The 18,743-nt window shown below is 56.5% G+C and carries 18 protein-coding genes; 13 read left to right on the top strand and 5 right to left on the bottom strand.

What is annotated here, in order from left to right:
• Window positions 1-24: 24 nt before the first annotated feature.
• Both zntA and QLG09_RS03485 read right to left on the bottom strand, forming a co-directional pair.
• Window positions 25-2,211 (bottom strand): Zn(II)/Cd(II)/Pb(II) translocating P-type ATPase ZntA, encoded by a 2,187-nt coding sequence (gene zntA / locus QLG09_RS03490; RefSeq protein ID WP_282488732.1) that lies wholly within the window; start codon window positions 2,209-2,211, stop codon window positions 25-27.
• A gap of 76 nt (window positions 2,212-2,287) precedes the next feature.
• Window positions 2,288-2,914, bottom strand: a complete 627-nt coding sequence (locus QLG09_RS03485; protein ID WP_014172018.1) for a lysoplasmalogenase — start codon at window positions 2,912-2,914, stop codon at window positions 2,288-2,290.
• A 129-nt stretch (window positions 2,915-3,043) separates the two neighbouring features.
• On the opposite strand from QLG09_RS03485, the gene QLG09_RS03480 reads away from it, so the two are divergent.
• Window positions 3,044-3,403, top strand: a complete 360-nt coding sequence (locus QLG09_RS03480; protein ID WP_014172017.1) for a DUF2500 domain-containing protein — start codon at window positions 3,044-3,046, stop codon at window positions 3,401-3,403.
• Between the two features lie 47 nt (window positions 3,404-3,450).
• Here the strand turns inward: QLG09_RS03480 and QLG09_RS03475 are convergent, their stop codons facing one another.
• On the bottom strand, window positions 3,451-3,732 hold the full coding sequence (locus QLG09_RS03475; protein WP_014172016.1) for a DUF1145 family protein: 282 nt from the start codon (window positions 3,730-3,732) through the stop codon (window positions 3,451-3,453).
• Window positions 3,716-4,318 carry a 16S rRNA (guanine(966)-N(2))-methyltransferase gene (gene rsmD / locus QLG09_RS03470; RefSeq protein ID WP_020884541.1) on the bottom strand — a complete coding sequence of 201 codons (603 nt, stop codon included), beginning with the start codon at window positions 4,316-4,318 and terminating at the stop codon, window positions 3,716-3,718. Before rsmD ends, QLG09_RS03475 begins: the two co-directional genes overlap by 17 nt.
• Window positions 4,319-4,445: 127 nt before the next feature.
• On the opposite strand from rsmD, the gene ftsY reads away from it, so the two are divergent.
• From ftsY to livJ, 6 genes are all read left to right on the top strand, one after another.
• Window positions 4,446-5,912: a signal recognition particle-docking protein FtsY gene (ftsY, locus tag QLG09_RS03465; protein WP_277493241.1), complete on the top strand. Its 1,467-nt coding sequence runs from the start codon at window positions 4,446-4,448 to the stop codon at window positions 5,910-5,912.
• Window positions 5,913-5,914: 2 nt separating this feature from the next.
• On the top strand, window positions 5,915-6,580 hold the full coding sequence (gene ftsE / locus QLG09_RS03460; protein ID WP_014172013.1) for a cell division ATP-binding protein FtsE: 666 nt from the start codon (window positions 5,915-5,917) through the stop codon (window positions 6,578-6,580).
• Complete coding sequence (gene ftsX / locus QLG09_RS03455) at window positions 6,573-7,628, top strand: permease-like cell division protein FtsX (protein WP_014172012.1); 1,056 nt, start codon at window positions 6,573-6,575, stop codon at window positions 7,626-7,628. The genes ftsE and ftsX overlap by 8 nt, the downstream gene beginning before the upstream one ends.
• A 251-nt stretch (window positions 7,629-7,879) precedes the next feature.
• On the top strand, window positions 7,880-8,737 hold the full coding sequence (rpoH, locus tag QLG09_RS03450) for an RNA polymerase sigma factor RpoH (protein ID WP_014172011.1): 858 nt from the start codon (window positions 7,880-7,882) through the stop codon (window positions 8,735-8,737).
• Between the two features lie 135 nt (window positions 8,738-8,872).
• On the top strand, window positions 8,873-10,138 hold the full coding sequence (locus tag QLG09_RS03445) for a 4-aminobutyrate--2-oxoglutarate transaminase (protein WP_047742602.1): 1,266 nt from the start codon (window positions 8,873-8,875) through the stop codon (window positions 10,136-10,138).
• Between the two features lie 196 nt (window positions 10,139-10,334).
• A complete protein-coding gene (gene livJ, locus QLG09_RS03440) occupies window positions 10,335-11,435 on the top strand; it encodes a branched chain amino acid ABC transporter substrate-binding protein LivJ (protein WP_074148115.1) in 1,101 nt (366 codons plus the stop codon).
• A gap of 86 nt (window positions 11,436-11,521) precedes the next feature.
• On the opposite strand, the gene panM is transcribed toward livJ, so the two are convergent.
• Entirely contained in the window at window positions 11,522-11,914 is a 393-nt protein-coding gene (gene panM / locus QLG09_RS03435; RefSeq protein ID WP_020884545.1) for an aspartate 1-decarboxylase autocleavage activator PanM, read from the bottom strand.
• 424 nt (window positions 11,915-12,338) lie between these two features.
• On the opposite strand from panM, the gene livK reads away from it, so the two are divergent.
• From livK to ugpB, 6 genes are all read left to right on the top strand, one after another.
• Window positions 12,339-13,448 carry a high-affinity branched-chain amino acid ABC transporter substrate-binding protein LivK gene (gene livK, locus QLG09_RS03430; RefSeq protein ID WP_020884546.1) on the top strand — a complete coding sequence of 370 codons (1,110 nt, stop codon included), beginning with the start codon at window positions 12,339-12,341 and terminating at the stop codon, window positions 13,446-13,448.
• Between the two features lie 46 nt (window positions 13,449-13,494).
• On the top strand, window positions 13,495-14,421 hold the full coding sequence (gene livH, locus QLG09_RS03425; RefSeq protein WP_020884547.1) for a high-affinity branched-chain amino acid ABC transporter permease LivH: 927 nt from the start codon (window positions 13,495-13,497) through the stop codon (window positions 14,419-14,421).
• Window positions 14,418-15,695, top strand: a complete 1,278-nt coding sequence (livM, locus tag QLG09_RS03420; protein WP_014172003.1) for a branched chain amino acid ABC transporter permease LivM — start codon at window positions 14,418-14,420, stop codon at window positions 15,693-15,695. The genes livH and livM overlap by 4 nt, the downstream gene beginning before the upstream one ends.
• Window positions 15,692-16,459 carry a high-affinity branched-chain amino acid ABC transporter ATP-binding protein LivG gene (livG, locus tag QLG09_RS03415; RefSeq protein WP_014172002.1) on the top strand — a complete coding sequence of 256 codons (768 nt, stop codon included), beginning with the start codon at window positions 15,692-15,694 and terminating at the stop codon, window positions 16,457-16,459. The genes livM and livG overlap by 4 nt, the downstream gene beginning before the upstream one ends.
• A 1-nt stretch (window position 16,460) precedes the next feature.
• On the top strand, window positions 16,461-17,174 hold the full coding sequence (gene livF, locus QLG09_RS03410) for a high-affinity branched-chain amino acid ABC transporter ATP-binding protein LivF (RefSeq protein WP_020884549.1): 714 nt from the start codon (window positions 16,461-16,463) through the stop codon (window positions 17,172-17,174).
• 227 nt (window positions 17,175-17,401) lie between these two features.
• Window positions 17,402-18,718, top strand: a complete 1,317-nt coding sequence (gene ugpB / locus QLG09_RS03405; RefSeq protein WP_049022899.1) for a sn-glycerol-3-phosphate ABC transporter substrate-binding protein UgpB — start codon at window positions 17,402-17,404, stop codon at window positions 18,716-18,718.
• Window positions 18,719-18,743 lie beyond the last annotated feature (25 nt).

The raw sequence follows: 18,743 nt of genomic DNA, 5'->3' as shown, positions 1-18,743 counted from the left end.
CCCGGTGGGAGAGGGCATCTCGTGTTATTGTCGACGTAATAAGCGGAGCGCGTTCGCCGTCACCAGTACCGTCGCACCGGTATCCGCCAGTACCGCCAGCCACAGGCCGGTTATACCGAGCAGCGTGGTGACCAGGAAAATCCCCTTCAGGCCCAGCGCAATCCCGATGTTCTGACGGATATTGGCCCGCGTGGCGCGCGCCAGAGCAATCATCTGCGCCAGCCCGGTCAGGCGGTTATGGGTGAGTGCTGCGTCGGCGGTTTCCAGCGCCACGTCGGTGCCGCTGCCCATTGCAATGCCAATGGTGGCGGCTTTCATCGCCGGGGCATCGTTGATGCCGTCACCCACCATTGCCAGCGGTGCATGGTTGTTCAGTTCCGTTACGGCGCGCACTTTATCCGCAGGCAATAACCCGGCTTTAAACGCCAGCCCCAGCTCACCGGCAATCGCTGCCGCGGCTCGCGGGTTATCCCCGGTGAGGATCACCCCCTGCACGCCCAGTTGATGCAGCGCGGCGACGGCGTCTTTTGCATCGTCACGCAGGGTGTCACGCAGTGCCAGCATCCCTATCGCCACGCCGTTTTGCACCACCATCACCACGGTTTGCCCGGCCTGTTCCAGCGCCTGGACTTGCTGGCTCAGCCCGGCCGCCGGAAACGTATTCGCGGCAACGATCAGGACGTTATTCCCTTCAACGTCGGCTTCAATCCCGGACCCGACCAGCGCCCGCTGTGCGGTGGCGGCAGGGATGTCCAGCCCACGCGACTGCGCCTCGCGGACTATCGCCTGTGCCAGCGGGTGGGTGGAGCCTTGTTCGACGGCAGCGGCCAGGGCGAGCAGCGTATTTTCACTGACCTCCTGAGGATAAATGCCCGTGACCTGCGGTTTACCCACCGTCAGCGTACCGGTTTTATCGAAGGCGATATGTTGCACCTGGCTCAGCTGCTCCAGCGCCGCGCCACCTTTAATCAGCGCTCCACGACGCGCCGCGGCCGCCAGACCGGAGGTAATGGCCGCCGGCGTGGAGATCACCAGCGCGCACGGGCAACCAATCAGCAGCAACGTCAGACCTTTATAAACCCAGCCTTCCCAGGCGGCGCCCAGGAATAACGGTGGAATAATTGTCACCAGCAGGGCGACCAGCATGATGGCGGGGGTGTAGATCCGGCTGAAGCGATGGATAAAGCGCTCAACGGGTGCGCGACGCTCCTCGGCCTCTTCAATCAGCTTCAGGATGCGGTCGATGGCGCTCTCACCCGGTCCGGAGAGGACCGTGAGTTGTACCAGACGATCGACGCTGGTGGCGCCTGCAGGCACTTTCTCGCCCGCTGAGCGTTCAACCGGAATCGACTCGCCGGTGAGGGCACTTTCATCGAAACTCGCCGTGGCGGTAAGCAGTTCACCGTCCGCAGGCAGACGCCCGCCGGCGGCGACTTCAATCACATCACCCGGGCGCAGCGTGTTAATAGCCACCGTCTGGCGTTCGCTGCCTGTCACCCGCGTTGCGGTTTCCGGTTTCAGCGCCATCAGCGCGCTGACCCCTTTCCGTGCCCGACTCGCCGCCCAGCCCTCAAGGCGCTCGCCAATTAAGAACAGCAACAGCACCATGGCCGCTTCCGCCGTCGCGCCAATAAACAACGCGCCGATCGCCGCCACGCTCATCAGCGTTTCGATGGCGAACCAGCTTCCGCTTTTCATCAGCCGCAGGGCCTGACGGGCAATCGGGAACAGTCCGACAAGCGTCGTGGCGATGAACGCCAGGTTACCGAACGGGTGGTTAAACTGCTCCAGACCCCAGCTCAGGGCCATCATGATAATAAGGGTGATAATGGGCAGGTTTTCTCGCAGGGCTGACGTCTTTTCGACAGGTGCGGTTTCGCTGCGCAGGCTGTAACCGGCCTTACTGACGGCGGCTTCAACCAGCGTGCTGATGTCATTATCGGCGCTGACCAGCAGCTTCTCGGTGGCGAAGAGCACCTGGACGTGGCTGACGCCCGGGACCTGTTTTACCGCGTTTTCGACTTTACGGGCGCAGGCCGCGCAGTCCATACCGTTGACCACCCAGCTGTAGCAGTTTGCGCTTTCCGGGAGCGGCGGCGTGTTTTGCGTTTCGCATGCGCCGTCGCAGCAGCAGTCGTCCTTCGCGGGAACGGGGCTGAGCTTAAGTGCCGAGAATTGTGGAACTTTTTTAGGTGTTTCTGGAGTCGACATGGCAGTCTCCGGTAATGATAATTTTCTCATTAACCGCAGCATACACTCTGGAGTCGACTCCAGAGTCAAGGCTTATTTAGATATACAGCGAACGCACAATCAGGAAGTGCCCGGCAAAGTAGCAGGCGGCGGCAATCGCGTTATCCGCACGGAAGCGGCGACGATAGTGGCTGCCCAGCCAGACGATATTCCCGAGTAACAGCAGCGTGGCACCAAAGAACGCGGACATTGCCGGTGCCGTCGGACGGAAGAACCACAGTTCACCCGCCAGCCATACCATCACCAGCGTCATGGCGATAAACGTGCAGACAGGCAAGCGCATCTCTTCCAGACGCGTCCAGATCACCGCGATCAACAGCGCGCCAATGACCAGCAGCACCAGCGGTAGCGGCCAGAAGAAGGAGAGCGTCATCTGGCTGGCGAAGTAAATGGTATAAAGCAGATGCGACAGGAAAAATGCCCCAACGGCATACAGCAGGCGCTGTCGCGGCAGCAGGGTTAAGGCATCACCAATCAGGGACGCACACAGACCGGCAAGAACCAGATAGCTGACGGCGTTAAACATGGGCGCTTGCCAGGCAAGCAGCAGGAGTAACAACAGCGTGACGGGTTTAAACAACCATCGCTGCCAGGCAGGGCCGCGATAGGATGCATCGACGTAAAGCCATGCGGAAAAACAGACAGCGATAAATGACCAAAGCATATTAACTCCCTGTAACTGTTGAGTCTGAATAATCAGTTTCTTATTCAGTGTAGTGATGGGGGCAGGCGTTTGGCAATGCCGGGGAAGGCAAGGTATCCTGAATTCCGTATAATCTGATGGGATTTTTGAATGAGCAAGATGCCGCTTTTTTTCGTTATCGTGGTGGCGATTATCGTCATTGCCGCCTCCTTTCGTTTCGTGCAGCAGCGCCGTGAGAAGGCGGACAACGATGCCGCGCCGTTGATGCAAAAACGCGTGGTGGTAAGCAATAAACGCGAGAAAGCCCTCAATGACCGACGCTCGCGCCAGCAGCAGGTTACGCCGGCGGGAGCCACCATGCGCTATGAAGCGAGCTTTAAGCCGGAAACCGGCGGGCTGGAGATGACCTACCGTCTGGAGGCGCAGCAGTACCATCAACTGACGGTGGGAGAAAAAGGGATGCTGAGTTACAAAGGGTCGCGGTTTGAAGGGTTTACGCCAGATCGGTAATGTTCCCTCTCCCGCAGGGAGAGGGGTAGGCTGAGGCTTGAGGCGCCTTACTTCTTCGCCTGGGCCTTAAATTTCTTCATCCACACCAGCAGTTCAAATACGCCAAAAATAAACACGCGCAGCTGCTGCCAGCCGGTCATCTGCGGACCGTCTTTTGGCAGGCCGTTTTTCAGCATCACCATCTGCAGGGCGTGCATGAAGGTGGTAAAGATAAAGGCCACGTTCACAAAGATGTTCATCGGGCGCGGGAACGGGTGCACCAGATTGAGGAGCAGAAATGCCCAGACGCCCAGCATCAACAAACGTCCCACATTAATCAGTACTGGCATTGGATTCTCCTTGTGCCTGACGGTGATACAGACGATAAGCGACCTGACCTGCCACTTTTTCTCGGTGCAGATCCCAGTGTACCGGGACCGGCGGTAAACCATTTTCGACTTCGCTTTCGACGTAGATTAACGCGTCATCCGCCAGCCAGCCGTTGTTTTCCAGCAGGGATAACGTCTCCTCCAGCAGCCCCTTGCGGAACGGCGGGTCGACAAACACCACGTTGTGCGGCGTGCCCTTTTGCGCGAGGAAGCTCAGTGTGTTGGTATTCACTACTTTGGCGTTGGTCGCTTTCAGCGTTGCCAGATTTTGCTGCAACGTCTGCGCAACGCCGCGCTCCATCTCCAGCAGCGTGGCGCTGGCGGCATAGCGCGACAGCGCCTCCAGACCCAGCGCGCCGCTGCCCGCGAAGCAGTCAAGGCAGTGGGCATCCACCATTGAGGGAGCCAGCCAGTTAAACAGCGTTTCGCGTACGCGGTCCGTGGTTGGGCGTAGTCCGGGGCTATCCGGCACCGGTAATTTCCGGCCTCGCCACTGGCCGCCGATAATACGAATTTGACCGGCTGGGGCGCGGTTGGGTTTCTTCATCTCTGGAAAGCTCTGTTAACAATTGGCCTGCGATTGCGGGCGGTGATGTCAATTAAGTAAAGTGTTAGACTATTTCATCATTTTTTTAGCTTCCATGTATATAGCGCCGCGAGGAGTGTAGTCGCAGATGGCAAAACAAAAAAAACGTGGCTTCTTTTCCTGGCTGGGCTTCGGTGAAAAAGAGCAAGAAACAGAGCAGAAAACCGAAGAACAACAAGCCGTTGAAGAGCAGTCTCAGCCTGAAACGCCGGTAGAAACTGCCGCCGTTGTCGACGCGGAAGAGCACGCGCACAGCAAAGAAGAGACCGAAGCCTTTGCTGAAGAGGTGGTGGAAGTTACCGAACAGGTTCAGGAAAGCGAGAAGCCAGAACCCGTTGTGGTAGAAGACGTTATCGATACGCCGCAGGCGATTATCGAGCATGAAACGTTGCCGCTGCCGGAAGAGGTGAAAGCCGAAGAGGTTTCAGCGCAGGAGTGGCAGGCCGAGGCAGAAACCGTCGAAATTGTTGATGCGGTGGAAGAAGAAGCACAAGACGAGCCAGTGCTTACCGACGAAGAGCTGGAAGCCCAGGCGCTGGCGGCAGACGCGGCGGAAGAAGCGGTTATCGTCGTGCCGGTGGAAGCGCAACCAGAGCAGGGTGAAGAGGTTGCTCAGGAGCAGGAAAAACCCACCAAAGAAGGTTTCTTCGCCCGCCTGAAGCGTAGCCTGCTCAAAACCAAAGAAAACTTAGGTTCCGGATTTATCAGTCTGTTCCGCGGCAAGAAGATCGACGACGATCTCTTTGAAGAGCTGGAAGAGCAACTGCTGATCGCCGACGTTGGGGTGGAAACAACCCGTAAGATCATCGCCAGTCTGACCGAAGGGGCGAGCCGCAAGGCGCTGCGTGACGCCGAAGCGCTGTACGGTCTGCTGAAAGACGAGATGGGCGAAATCCTCGCAAAAGTTGACGAACCGCTTAATATTGAAGGCAAAACGCCATTTGTTATTCTGATGGTTGGCGTGAACGGTGTGGGGAAAACCACCACCATCGGCAAGCTGGCGCGACAGTTTGAGCAGCAGGGCAAATCGGTAATGCTGGCGGCAGGTGATACCTTCCGTGCGGCGGCGGTTGAGCAGCTGCAGGTCTGGGGCCAGCGTAACAACATCCCGGTGATTGCACAGCATACCGGTGCGGATTCCGCCTCCGTTATCTTTGACGCCATCCAGGCGGCGAAGTCGCGTAACGTGGATGTGCTGATTGCCGACACTGCAGGGCGTTTGCAGAACAAAGCGCACCTGATGGAAGAGCTGAAGAAAATCGTCCGCGTCATGAAGAAGCTGGACGAAGAGGCACCGCATGAAATTATGCTGACCATTGATGCCAGCACCGGACAGAACGCCATCAGCCAGGCGAAGCTGTTCCATGAAGCGGTAGGGCTGACCGGGATCACGCTGACCAAACTGGACGGCACCGCGAAAGGCGGGGTGATCTTCTCCGTGGCCGATCAGTTCAATATTCCTATCCGTTACATCGGTGTGGGCGAGCGTATTGAGGATTTACGTCCGTTTAAAGCGGACGACTTTATTGAGGCACTATTTGCCCGAGAGGACTAACAATGATTCGCTTTGAACACGTCAGCAAGGCCTATCTCGGTGGGAGACAAGCGCTGCAGGGGGTGACATTCCACCTGCAGCCAGGCGAGATGGCATTCCTGACCGGCCATTCCGGCGCGGGGAAAAGTACCCTGCTCAAGCTTATCTGTGGGATCGAGCGGCCGAGCGCCGGGAAAATCTGGTTCAGCGGCCATGATATTAGCCGTCTGAAAAACCGTGAGGTGCCGTTCCTGCGTCGTCAGATTGGCATGATTTTCCAGGACCACCACCTGCTGATGGATCGCACCGTTTTCGATAACGTGGCCATTCCGCTGATTATTGCCGGTGCCAGCTATGATGATATCCGCCGTCGCGTCTCTGCGGCGCTGGATAAAGTCGGGCTGCTGGACAAAGCGAAGAACTTCCCGATCCAGCTGTCTGGCGGTGAACAGCAGCGTGTGGGGATTGCCCGTGCGGTGGTGAATAAACCTGCGGTACTGCTGGCGGATGAACCGACCGGTAACCTGGACGACGCCCTGTCAGAAGGGATTTTGCGTCTGTTTGAGGAATTTAACCGCGTTGGGGTGACAGTATTGATGGCAACGCACGACATCGGGCTGATTTCCCGTCGTTCGTACCGCATGCTGACCCTGAGCGACGGTCATTTGCACGGAGGCCTCGGTGAATAAGCGTGATGCAATAAACCAGATTCGGCAGTTCGGAAACCGGTTTGACCGCTTCCGTAAGCCGCAGGGCGGCGGTGACGGCAATCGTAATGCGCCAAAGCGTGCGAAAGCAGCGCCTAAGCCGAACTCCCGCAAAACCAACGTGTTCAACGAGCAGGTGCGTTATGCCTTCCACGGTGCGTTGCAGGACCTGAAAAGCAAACCGCTGGCGACGTTCCTGACGGTGATGGTGATTGCCATCTCCCTGACGCTGCCAAGCGTCTGCTACATGGTCTATAAAAACGTTAACCAGGCGGCGTCGCAGTACTATCCTTCTCCGCAGATCACGGTCTATCTGGATAAGGCGCTCGACGATAACGCGGCGGCGCAGGTTGTGGGGCAAATCCAGGCCGAACAGGGCGTAGAGAAAGTGAATTATCTCTCTCGTGAAGAAGCCCTGGGTGAGTTCCGTAACTGGTCAGGCTTTGGTGGTGCGCTGGACATGCTTGAAGAGAACCCCCTCCCGGCCGTGGCGGTGGTGATCCCGAAACTCGATTTCCAGGGGACCGATTCGCTCAACACCCTGCGTGACCGCATCACCCGTATCAACGGGATTGATGAAGTGCGCATGGATGACAGCTGGTTTGCGCGTCTTGCTGCGCTGACCGGGCTGGTAGGGCGCGTCGCGGCGATGATTGGTGTGCTGATGGTGGCGGCGGTCTTCCTCGTCATCGGTAACAGCGTGCGCCTGAGCATTTTCGCGCGTCGCGACACCATCAACGTGCAGAAACTGATTGGTGCGACGGATGGCTTCATCCTGCGTCCGTTCCTGTACGGCGGCGCATTGCTCGGTTTTTCCGGCGCATTTCTTTCACTGATATTGTCAGAAATTTTGGTGATGCGGCTGTCCTCTGCCGTAACCGAGGTGGCGCAGGTTTTCGGAACGAAGTTTGATATCAGCGGCTTAGGGTTCGATGAGTGCCTGTTACTGCTGCTGGTGTGCTCGATGATCGGCTGGGTGGCAGCATGGCTGGCAACCGTGCAACATTTACGTCACTTTACTCCCGACTAATAAAAGCGTGATATAATCTTTCCCTGCACCGAGATGTTCGCTCTGCAGGGAAAGCGTCCCTGTTGTCTCTTCCCCTGTTATCATCTCCATGTCACAATTTGTGCGTAATTTATTCACCGTTGCACCTGGAACTTGTGGATAAAATCACTGTCTGATAAAAGAGTGAATGCTAATCTCGTGGCTCAAACGCTTTGGCATGGTTGTTGCCTGATGGGGACAGCCTGGACCAGAAGAAACATTGAGAGGAATGAATGACCAAAGAAATGCAAACTTTAGCTTTAGCCCCTGTTGGTAACCTGGAATCTTATATCCGGGCTGCGAACACCTGGCCGATGTTAACGGCCGAGGAAGAAAAGGAGCTTGCTGAAAAGCTGCATTACCAGGGCGATCTGGAAGCAGCGAAAAAGCTGATCCTGTCTCACCTGCGCTTTGTTGTTCACATTGCTCGTAATTATGCGGGCTATGGCCTGCCGCAGGCGGACTTGATTCAGGAAGGTAACATCGGTCTGATGAAGGCTGTACGTCGCTTCAACCCGGAAGTGGGTGTGCGACTGGTCTCCTTCGCCGTGCACTGGATCAAAGCAGAAATTCATGAATACGTGCTGCGCAACTGGCGTATCGTGAAAGTCGCCACGACAAAAGCGCAACGTAAACTGTTCTTCAACCTGCGTAAAACCAAGCAGCGTCTGGGCTGGTTCAATCAGGATGAAGTTGAAATGGTGGCGCGCGAGCTGGGCGTATCCAGCAAAGACGTGCGTGAGATGGAATCCCGTATGGCCGCGCAGGACATGACCTTCGATATGTCCTCCGACGACGACGGCTCTGACAGCCAGCCAATGGCACCGGTTCTGTATCTGCAGGATAAAACCTCTAACTTTGCTGACGGCATTGAAGAGGATAACTGGGAAGATCAGGCCGCGAACAAGCTGACTTCAGCAATGGAAGGCCTCGACGAACGTAGCCAGGATATTATCCGCGCCCGCTGGCTGGACGAAGACAACAAGTCCACGCTGCAGGAGCTGGCCGATCGCTACGGCGTCTCCGCTGAACGTGTGCGTCAGCTTGAAAAGAACGCCATGAAAAAACTTCGCGCCGCTATCGAAGCGTAATTTCCGCGATGTCCCCGATAACCCTCGAATGCAAATTCGGGGGTTTTGTTTTTTTATCTCCCGCTCTGGCGAATTCCCTCCCCCTGGCAAACACTTACAGATGCGCTAAGCAGGTGAATTTCTCAGGGGGACAGGGTGAAAAACAGTGAACTGAATGACCGGCGTTTGCAGGCGACGCCGCGCGGTATCGGCGTGATGTGTAACTTCTACGCCGATAAAGCCGAAAATGCCACGGTGTGGGACGTCGAGGGTAACGAGTATATCGACTTCGCCGCCGGGATCGCGGTGCTGAATACCGGCCATCGGCATCCAAAAGTTATTGCCGCCATCGAAAAACAACTCCACGCATTTACCCATACGGCATATCAGATTGTCCCGTACGAAGGCTATGTGGCGCTTGCCGAGCGTATCAACCAACGTGTACCCGTTGATGGGCCTGCCAAAACGGCTTTCTTCTCTACGGGAGCAGAGGCGGTCGAAAACGCGGTAAAAATTGCCCGCGCGTATACCCGTCGTCCTGGCCTGATCGCCTTTGGCGGTGCCTTCCACGGCCGTACCTTTATGACGATGGCGTTGACGGGGAAAGTGGCGCCGTACAAACTCGGTTTCGGTCCGTTTCCCGGATCGGTTTATCACGCACACTATCCAAATGATCTGTACGGCGTCAGCACGGTAGAAGCGTTAAAAAGCCTCGAACGCATCTTCAAAGCAGACATTGCGCCGGACCAGGTGGCGGCCATTATCCTGGAACCGGTTCAGGGGGAGGGGGGGTTCAACATTGCCCCCGCCGATTTTATGCAGGCCCTGCGCGAACTGTGCGATACGCACGGAATTTTGCTGATTGCCGATGAAGTGCAAAGTGGCTTTGCGCGAACCGGCAAGCTGTTCTCGATGGAACACCATTGCGTGAAGCCGGATCTGATCACCATGGCGAAAAGCCTGGCCGGCGGGATGCCGCTCTCGGCGGTCTCTGGCCGGGCGGAAGTGATGGATGCCCCCGCACCTGGCGGGCTGGGCGGGACTTACGCCGGCAACCCGCTGGCGATTGCCGCAGCCCATGCCGTGCTGGATGTGATTGATGAAGAGGATCTCTGCACGCGCGCGGCGCATCTTGGCCATCATCTGGTGGAAGTGCTGAACAAAGCGAAGGGGGACTGTCCGTTTATCGCTGATATTCGTGCCCAGGGCTCAATGGTGGCGGTGGAGTTTAACGACCCGCAAACCGGGCTGCCGTCGCCGGAATTCACGCGTCAGGTCCAGGAGCGTGCGTTACAGGAAGGTCTATTGCTGCTGAGCTGCGGCGTGTACGGCAACGTTATCCGTTTCCTCTATCCGCTTACCATCCCCGAAGTTCAGTTCCGTAAAGCGCTGGATATTATCTCCGCGTCGCTGACACGTTAAAGCCCTGGCCCGGCGGTGATCCCTGCCGGGCTTATCATATATTCATTTCAAATTAGCTATTCCAAAATCATAAAAATGGGGTATGTTTTAGCAGAGTATGCTGAAAAAGCGCGACTGTCATACCTATAACTGAAATAAAGCGCTACACAACAACATCACGACAATCGTAATAACCATAATAATGGGGAATCTCAGGATGAATATGAAGGGTAAAGCGTTACTGGCAGGATGTATTGCGTTGGCATTCAGCACGATGGCACAGGCCGATATTAAAGTGGCTGTCGTGGGCGCGATGTCCGGTCCGGTAGCACAGTACGGCGACCAGGAATTTACCGGCGCAGAACAGGCGGTTGCAGACATTAATGCTAAGGGCGGTATCAAGGGCGAAAAACTGCAGATCGTAAAATATGATGATGCCTGTGACCCGAAACAAGCGGTTGCCGTGGCGAACAAAGTGGTGAACGACGGGATCAAATACGTTATCGGCCACCTGTGCTCCTCTTCCACGCAGCCCGCGTCTGATATCTACGAAGACGAAGGCATTCTGATGATCACCCCGGCTGCAACGGCGCCGGAGCTGACCGCACGTGGCTATAAGCTGACCCTGCGTACCACCGGTCTGGATTCAGACCAGGGTCCAACCGCGGCAAAATACATTCTGGACAACGTGAAGCCGAAGCGTATCGCGATTGTTCACGACAAACAGCAGTATGGTGAAGGTCTGGCGCGTGCCGTGCAGGATGGTCTGAAGAAAGGCAATGCCAATGTGGTCTTCTTTGACGGTATCACCGCCGGTGAGAAAGACTTCTCCACTCTGGTGGCACGTCTGAAGAAAGAGAATATTGATTTCGTTTACTACGGTGGCTATCACCCTGAAATGGGCCAGATCCTGCGTCAGGCACGTGCGGCCGGCCTGAAAACCCAGTTTATGGGTCCGGAAGGGGTTGCGAACGTTTCCCTGTCTAACATCGCCGGTGAGTCTGCTGAAGGCCTGCTGGTGACCAAACCGAAGAACTACGACCAGGTGCCTGCGAACAAACCGATCGTAGATGCCATCAAGGCGAAGAAACAGGATCCAAGCGGCGCGTTCGTCTGGACCACCTACGCTGCGCTGCAGTCTCTGCAGGCGGGTCTGAACCAGTCAGCCGATCCGGCTGAGATTGCCACCTGGCTGAAAGCCCACTCTGTCGATACCGTGATGGGTCCGCTTTCCTGGGATGCGAAGGGCGATCTGAAAGGCTTCGAGTTCGGCGTGTTTGACTGGCATGCTAACGGAACGGCGACCGACGCCAAATAAAAGCAAACGGCAACCTTTCGGTTGCCGTTTTAGTATTTGCACCCTCTCCTGTGGGAGAGGGGCGGGGTGAGGGCATCAGGCGGCATTCAGCAAACCTGACGTTTCTCCCACCCGTTCTCCTGCGCCGTAAACCCTAACGCCTGCATAAACGCCGCCATCACGCCGCGGTCTTCCACGCCCACGTCGGCCATCCACCAGGAGGTGACGTTCGGGTTTTCACGGATTATCTCTTCAATTAAATACTGCCCCACACCGCGACGACGGGTCACGTCACGTACGCGCAGTGAGTCCAGCGCCCCTTCGGTGCCGCTCAGCGTCACGCGAACCGCGGCGAGCAGACGCTCGTTAAAGCGCGCGGCGTAGATGCGGTGTGTCTCATCGACACGGAGCGACGAAGGGGAATATTCCGGCCAGATCTTGCCCAGGTCGATATGATCCTGGTCGCTAAAGGTCACCAGACGCACGATAGTCAGTTTCATTAGCTGCTTGTCCAAATCAAATTGAGTAGGGTCAGTGTACTCAATTTATTCCCTCAGCGGCTTCCTCTTTTTATTACGGCTCACCAGGTGATTAGTTTTTTGGCAGCGCAAAGGGCAGTTTGAAAACACATGGATCGAAAAATAAGCAGAATTTTAACCTGAATGGCAGTGAATTATTCGGCGCTTTGTACCGTTATTTTATGCTGCAAACTGCAATTTTATTTGTTTATCTCTGCCCTATTTCAGAATATTATCTTTGCTTAATCGCCTGAAAAATAGAGATTTTAGTCTGGTTTTTATGAAAAAACTGCGCTAAACCATTAAAGGCGCTGGTAAAAATAGCGTTGTGCATTAAAAGTACAGAATGCTTTTTAACCATAATAAAACAAAATATATACACGACATCACGAATGGGGATTCAGAGATGAAAAGGAACGCGAAGACGTTAATCGCGGGGATGGTTGCATTGGCGATTTCGCATGCAGCCATGGCGGAAGATATTAAGGTTGCTGTAGTGGGTGCGATGTCCGGTCCTGTTGCCCAGTGGGGGGACATGGAGTTCAACGGTGCTCGCCAGGCAATCAAAGACATCAACGCCAAAGGCGGCATCAAAGGCGACAAGCTGGTTGGCGTGGAATATGACGACGCCTGCGATCCCAAACAGGCCGTCGCGGTCGCTAACAAAATCGTGAATGACGGCATCCAGTACGTGATTGGCCACCTGTGCTCGTCGTCCACCCAGCCTGCGTCTGATATCTACGAAGACGAAGGCATTCTGATGATTACCCCGGGCGCAACCAACCCTGAACTGACTCAGCGCGGTTATCAGCACATCATGCGTACTGCCGGTCTGGACTCGTCTCAGGGACCAACCGCCGCCCGATACATCCTCGACACCGTCAAGCCGACGCGCATCGCCATTATTCATGACAAACAGCAGTACGGCGAAGGCCTGGCGCGTTCCGTTCAGGACGGGCTGAAAAAAGGCGGCGCGAATATCGTCTTCTTTGATGGCATCACCGCTGGCGAGAAAGATTTCTCCGCGCTGATCGCCCGCCTGCAAAAAGAGAATATCGATTTTGTTTACTACGGCGGCTACTACCCGGAAATGGGTCAGATGCTGCGTCAGGCGCGTTCGGTCGGGCTGAAAACCCAGTTTATGGGGCCAGAAGGCGTCGGTAACGCCTCCCTGTCGAACATCGCCGGGGACGCAGGCGAAGGCATGCTGGTGACGATGCCAAAACGCTATGACCAGGATCCTGCGAACAAGGCTATCGTAGACGCGCTCAAGGCGCAGAAGAAAGATCCAAGTGGTCCGTACGTCTGGATCACCTACGCGGCGGTGCAGTCTCTGGCAACCGCGCTGGATCGCACCGGCAGCAAAGAACCGCTGGATCTGGTGAAAGATTTAAAAGCACACGGGGCGAACACCGTGATTGGGCCGCTGAACTGGGATGAGAAAGGCGATCTGAAGGGATTTGAGTTTGGTGTCTTTAAGTGGCACGCCGACGGTTCGTCCTCGGTCGCCAAATAATTATCCCACCGCCCGGACCGCCGGGCGGGTATAAAAAGGTTTGCATATGTCCGAGCAGTTTCTCTATTTCCTGCAGCAGATGTTTAACGGCGTCACGCTGGGAAGCACCTACGCGCTGATCGCCATCGGCTACACGATGGTTTACGGCATTATCGGCATGATTAACTTCGCCCACGGCGAGGTCTACATGATCGGTAGCTATGTCTCCTTTATGATTATCGCCGCCCTGATGATGATGGGTATCGACAGCAGCTGGCTGCTGGTCGCCGCCGGGTTTGTCGGCGCGATTGTGATTGCCAGTGCCTATGGCTGGAGCATTGAACGCGTGGCGTACCGGCCGGTGCGTAGCTCCAAACGCCTGATTGCGCTGATCTCCGCCATCGGGATGTCGATCTTCCTGCAAAACTACGTCAGCCTGACGGAAGGCTCGCGCGACGTGGCGCTGCCAAGCCTGTTCAACGGTCAGTGGGTGGTCGGTGCCAGCGAGAACTTCTCTGCCTCTATCACCACCATGCAGCTGGTGATCTGGGTGGTGACCTTCGTTGCGATGCTCGCCCTGACGGTCTTTATCCGCTACTCGCGTATGGGACGCGCCTGCCGTGCCTGCGCAGAAGATCTGAAGATGGCGAGCCTGCTTGGCATCAACACCGACCGCGTTATCGCCCTGACCTTTGTGATTGGGGCAGCGATGGCGGCGGTCGCGGGTGTCCTGCTGGGGCAGTTCTACGGCGTTATCAACCCGTACATCGGCTTTATGGCCGGGATGAAAGCTTTCACCGCGGCGGTCCTGGGCGGTATCGGCAGTATTCCAGGCGCGATGATTGGCGGCCTGATCCTGGGCGTGGCCGAAGCGCTCTCCTCCGCGTATCTGAGTACGGAATATAAAGATGTGGTGTCGTTTGCCCTGCTGATTCTGGTTCTGCTGGTAATGCCTACCGGTATTCTGGGTCGTCCGGAGGTAGAGAAAGTATGAAACCGATGCATTTCGCAATGGCGCTCCTCTCTGCCGCCATGTTCTTCGTGCTGGCAGGCGTCTTTATGGGCGTCCAGTTAGAGCTGGACGGCACAAAACTGGTGGTGGATACCGCCGCCGACATTCGCTGGCAGTGGATATTCATTGGCACCGCGGTTGTGTTTCTGTTCCAGATGCTGCGTCCTGTGTTCCAGAAGACGCTGAAAAGTGTCTCCGGTCCGAAATTCGTTCTGCCGGCTCTCGACGGCTCAACCGTTAAGCAGAAGCTGTTCTTCGTGGCGCTGCTGGTGGCTGCGGTGGCGTGGCCGTTTGTGGTCTCTCGCGGTACGGTCGATATCGCGACCCTGACCATGATCTACGTGATCCTCGGTCTGGGCCTGAACGTGGTGGTGGGGCTGTCTGGCCTGCTGGTGCTGGGCTACGGTGGTTTCTACGCCATCGGGGCCTATACCTTCGCGCTGCTGAACCACTATTACGGTCTCGGCTTCTGGACCTGTCTGCCGCTGGCGGGCCTGGTCTCCGCCGCCGCGGGCTTCCTGCTGGGCTTCCCGGTCTTACGCCTGCGCGGTGACTATCTGGCGATTGTGACCTTAGGCTTTGGCGAAATCGTGCGTATCCTGCTGCTCAACAACACCGAAGTGACCGGCGGCCCGAACGGGATCAGCCAGATCCCGAAACCGACCTTCTTTGGTCTGGAATTCAGCCGTACGGCTCGCGAAGGGGGCTGGGATACCTTCAGCAACTTCTTTGGCGTGAAGTACGATCCGTCCGACCGGGTGATTTGGCTCTACCTGGTGGCGTTGCTGCTGGTGGTGCTAACCCTGTTCGTGATTAACCGTCTGCTGCGTATGCCGCTGGGCCGTGCGTGGGAAGCGCTGCGTGAAGATGAAATCGCCTGCCGTTCACTGGGCCTCAACCCAACCCGCATCAAGCTGACCGCGTTTACCATCAGCGCCGCGTTTGCCGGATTTGCCGGTACGCTGTTTGCCGCGCGTCAGGGCTTTGTCAGCCCCGAATCGTTTACCTTTGCTGAATCTGCCTTTGTACTGGCGATTGTGGTGCTCGGCGGTATGGGCTCGCAGTTTGCCGTTATCCTGGCGGCCATTCTGCTGGTGGTCTCTCGTGAGCTGATGCGCGACTTTAACGAATACAGCATGCTGATGCTGGGTGGTTTGATGGTGCTGATGATGATCTGGCGTCCGCAGGGCTTGCTGCCGATGACCCGTCCACAGCTGAAGCTGAAAAACGGGCAAGCGAAAGGAGAGCAGGCATGAGCCAGCCATTATTATCCGTTAACGGCCTGATGATGCGTTTTGGCGGCCTGCTGGCCGTCAACAACGTGAATCTGGATCTGCACAAGAAAGAGATTGTCTCCCTGATTGGCCCTAACGGCGCGGGGAAAACCACGGTCTTTAACTGCCTGACCGGTTTCTACAAGCCGACGGGTGGCACCATCAAGCTGCGCGACCAGCATCTGGAAGGGCTTCCGGGCCAGCAGATTGCCCGCATGGGGGTGGTGCGTACCTTCCAGCACGTGCGTCTGTTCCGCGAGATGACGGTGATAGAGAACCTGCTGGTGGCGCAACACCTGCAGCTCAAAACCGGCCTTTTCTCTGGCCTGCTGAAAACCCCGGCCTTCCGCCGTGCTCAGGATGAAGCGCTCGACCGCGCCGCCACCTGGCTCGACCGTATCGGCCTGCTGCAGCATGCGAACCGTCAGGCCAGCAACCTGGCCTACGGTGACCAGCGTCGTCTGGAGATCGTGCGCTGCATGGTGACGCAGCCAGAAATCCTGATGCTCGATGAACCGGCGGCAGGGCTTAACCCGAAAGAGACCAAAGAGCTGGACGAGTTGATTGCCGAACTGCGCGATCATCACGACACCACCATCCTGCTGATTGAGCATGATATGAAGCTGGTGATGGGCATTTCTGACCGTATCTACGTGGTAAACCAGGGCACGCCGCTGGCAAACGGGACGCCGGAAGAGATCCGCAACAACCCGGACGTGATCCGTGCATACCTGGGTGAGGCATAAGATGGAAAAAGCGATGTTAACGTTCGACAAGGTTAATGCTCACTACGGCAAGATACAGGCGCTGCACGACGTCAGCCTGCATATCAATCAGGGCGAAATCGTCACCCTGATTGGCGCGAACGGTGCGGGTAAAACCACGCTGCTCGGCACCCTGTGCGGCGACCCGCGCGCCACCAGCGGGCGGATTGTCTTTGATGGCAAAGATATTACCGACTGGCAAACCGCCAGAATCATGCGTGAAGCGGTGGCGATTGTCCCGGAAGGGCGTCGCGTCTTCTCACGAATGACGGTGGAAGAGAACCTTGCGATGGGCGGCTTCTTTGCTGACCGCGACCAGTACCAGTCCCGCATCAAATGGGTCTATGAGCTGTTTCCGCGTTTGTGGGAGCGCCGTATTCAGCGGGCCGGCACGATGTCCGGTGGTGAACAGCAGATGCTGGCGATTGGCCGCGCGCTGATGAGCCAGCCGCGTTTGCTGCTGCTGGATGAACCGTCGCTCGGTCTTGCGCCGATCATCATTCAGCAGATCTTCGACACCATCGAACAGCTGCGTAAAGAGGGGATGACCATCTTCCTCGTCGAGCAGAACGCCAACCAGGCGCTGAAGCTCGCCGACCGCGGCTACGTGCTGGAAAACGGCCACGTGGTGCTCTCCGATACCGGTGACGCGCTGCTGGCAAACGAAGCGGTGCGAAGCGCCTATCTCGGCGGCTAGATAAAAGCAAAAGTAAAAAGGCAACGTCAGTTGCCTTTTTTCATGCTGGGCACCAGACCGCACCGAACTTACCCCAACTGCCTTCACACAACCATCATCCGCCTGACGTTTTGTTGTCATCTCACTGTAAAGAAACAGTTATTTTTCTGTCATTCGAGCATGTCATGTTACCTCGCGAGCATAAAAACGCGTGATATCGCGCATCCGGCACAATAAGAGAGATGACAATGACATCGTTACGACACACAGCTTTGGGTCTGGCAATAGGGCTGACTTTTGCGGCGAACGCAATGGCTGTCACCACCATTCCGTTCTGGCATTCCATGGAAGGGGAGTTGGGTAAAGAAGTTGACTCCCTGGCGCAGCGTTTCAACGACACCCATCCGGATTACAAAATTGTGCCGGTGTACAAAGGTAACTACGAGCAGAGCCTGAGCGCGGGCATTGCCGCTTTCCGTACCGGTAATGCACCTGCGCTGCTTCAGGTTTACGAAGTCGGTACTGCGACCATGATGGCCTCTAAAGCCATTAAACCGGTTTACGAAGTCTTTAAAGACGCAGGTATCAACTTCGACGAATCGCAGTTCGTGCCGACCGTGGCGGGTTACTACACCGATTCCAAAACCGGTCATCTGCTGTCTCAGCCGTTTAACAGCTCCACGCCGGTGCTGTACTACAACAAAGACGCCTTCAAGAAAGCCGGTTTAGATCCGGAACAACCGCCAAAAACCTGGCAGGATCTGGCGGCGTACACCGCTAAGCTGAAAGCGGCGGGGATGAAGTGCGGCTACGCCAGCGGCTGGCAGGGCTGGATCCAGATTGAAAACTTCAGCGCCTGGCACGGCTTGCCGGTGGCCACTAAAAACAACGGCTTCGACGGCACCGACGCGGTACTGGAGTTCAACAAGCCAGAGCAGGTGAAGCACATCGCTCTGCTTGCCGATCTCAACAAGAAGGACGATTTCAGCTACTTCGGGCGTAAAGACGAATCCACCGAGAAGTTCTACAACGGTGACTGTGCGATTACGACCGCCTCTTCCGGCTCTCTGGCGGATATCCGTCATTACGCAAAATTCAACTACGGCGTAGGCATGATGCCTTACGACGCTGACGTGAAAGGCGCACCGCAGAACGCCATCATCGGTGGGGCGAGCCTGTGGGTCATGCAGGGCAAAGACAAGGGCACCTACAAGGGCGTGGCCGAGTTCCTCGACTTCCTGGCGAAGCCAGAGAATGCCGCCGAATGGCATCAGAAAACCGGCTACCTGCCTATCACCACGGCCGCGTATGACCTGACCCGTGAGCAGGGCTTCTACAGCAAAAACCCGGGCGCGGATATCGCGACGCGTCAGATGCTCAACAAGCCGCCATTGCCGTTCACCAAAGGCCTGCGTCTGGGGAACATGCCGCAGATCCGTACCATCGTAGATGAAGAGCTGGAAAGCGTGTGGACCGGGAAGAAAACCCCACAGCAGGCGCTGGATTCTGCGGTAGAGCGCGGTAATCAGCTGCTGCGCCGCTTTGAGCAATCAACAAAGTCTTAATCATTTTACCCTCATCCTGTCCCTC

It is taken from the genome of Enterobacter sp. V89_11 (genome assembly GCF_029967775.1).
Taxonomy (GTDB): Bacteria; Pseudomonadota; Gammaproteobacteria; order Enterobacterales; family Enterobacteriaceae; genus Enterobacter; species Enterobacter ludwigii.
This window is presented reverse-complemented; position numbering and strand designations above follow the sequence as displayed.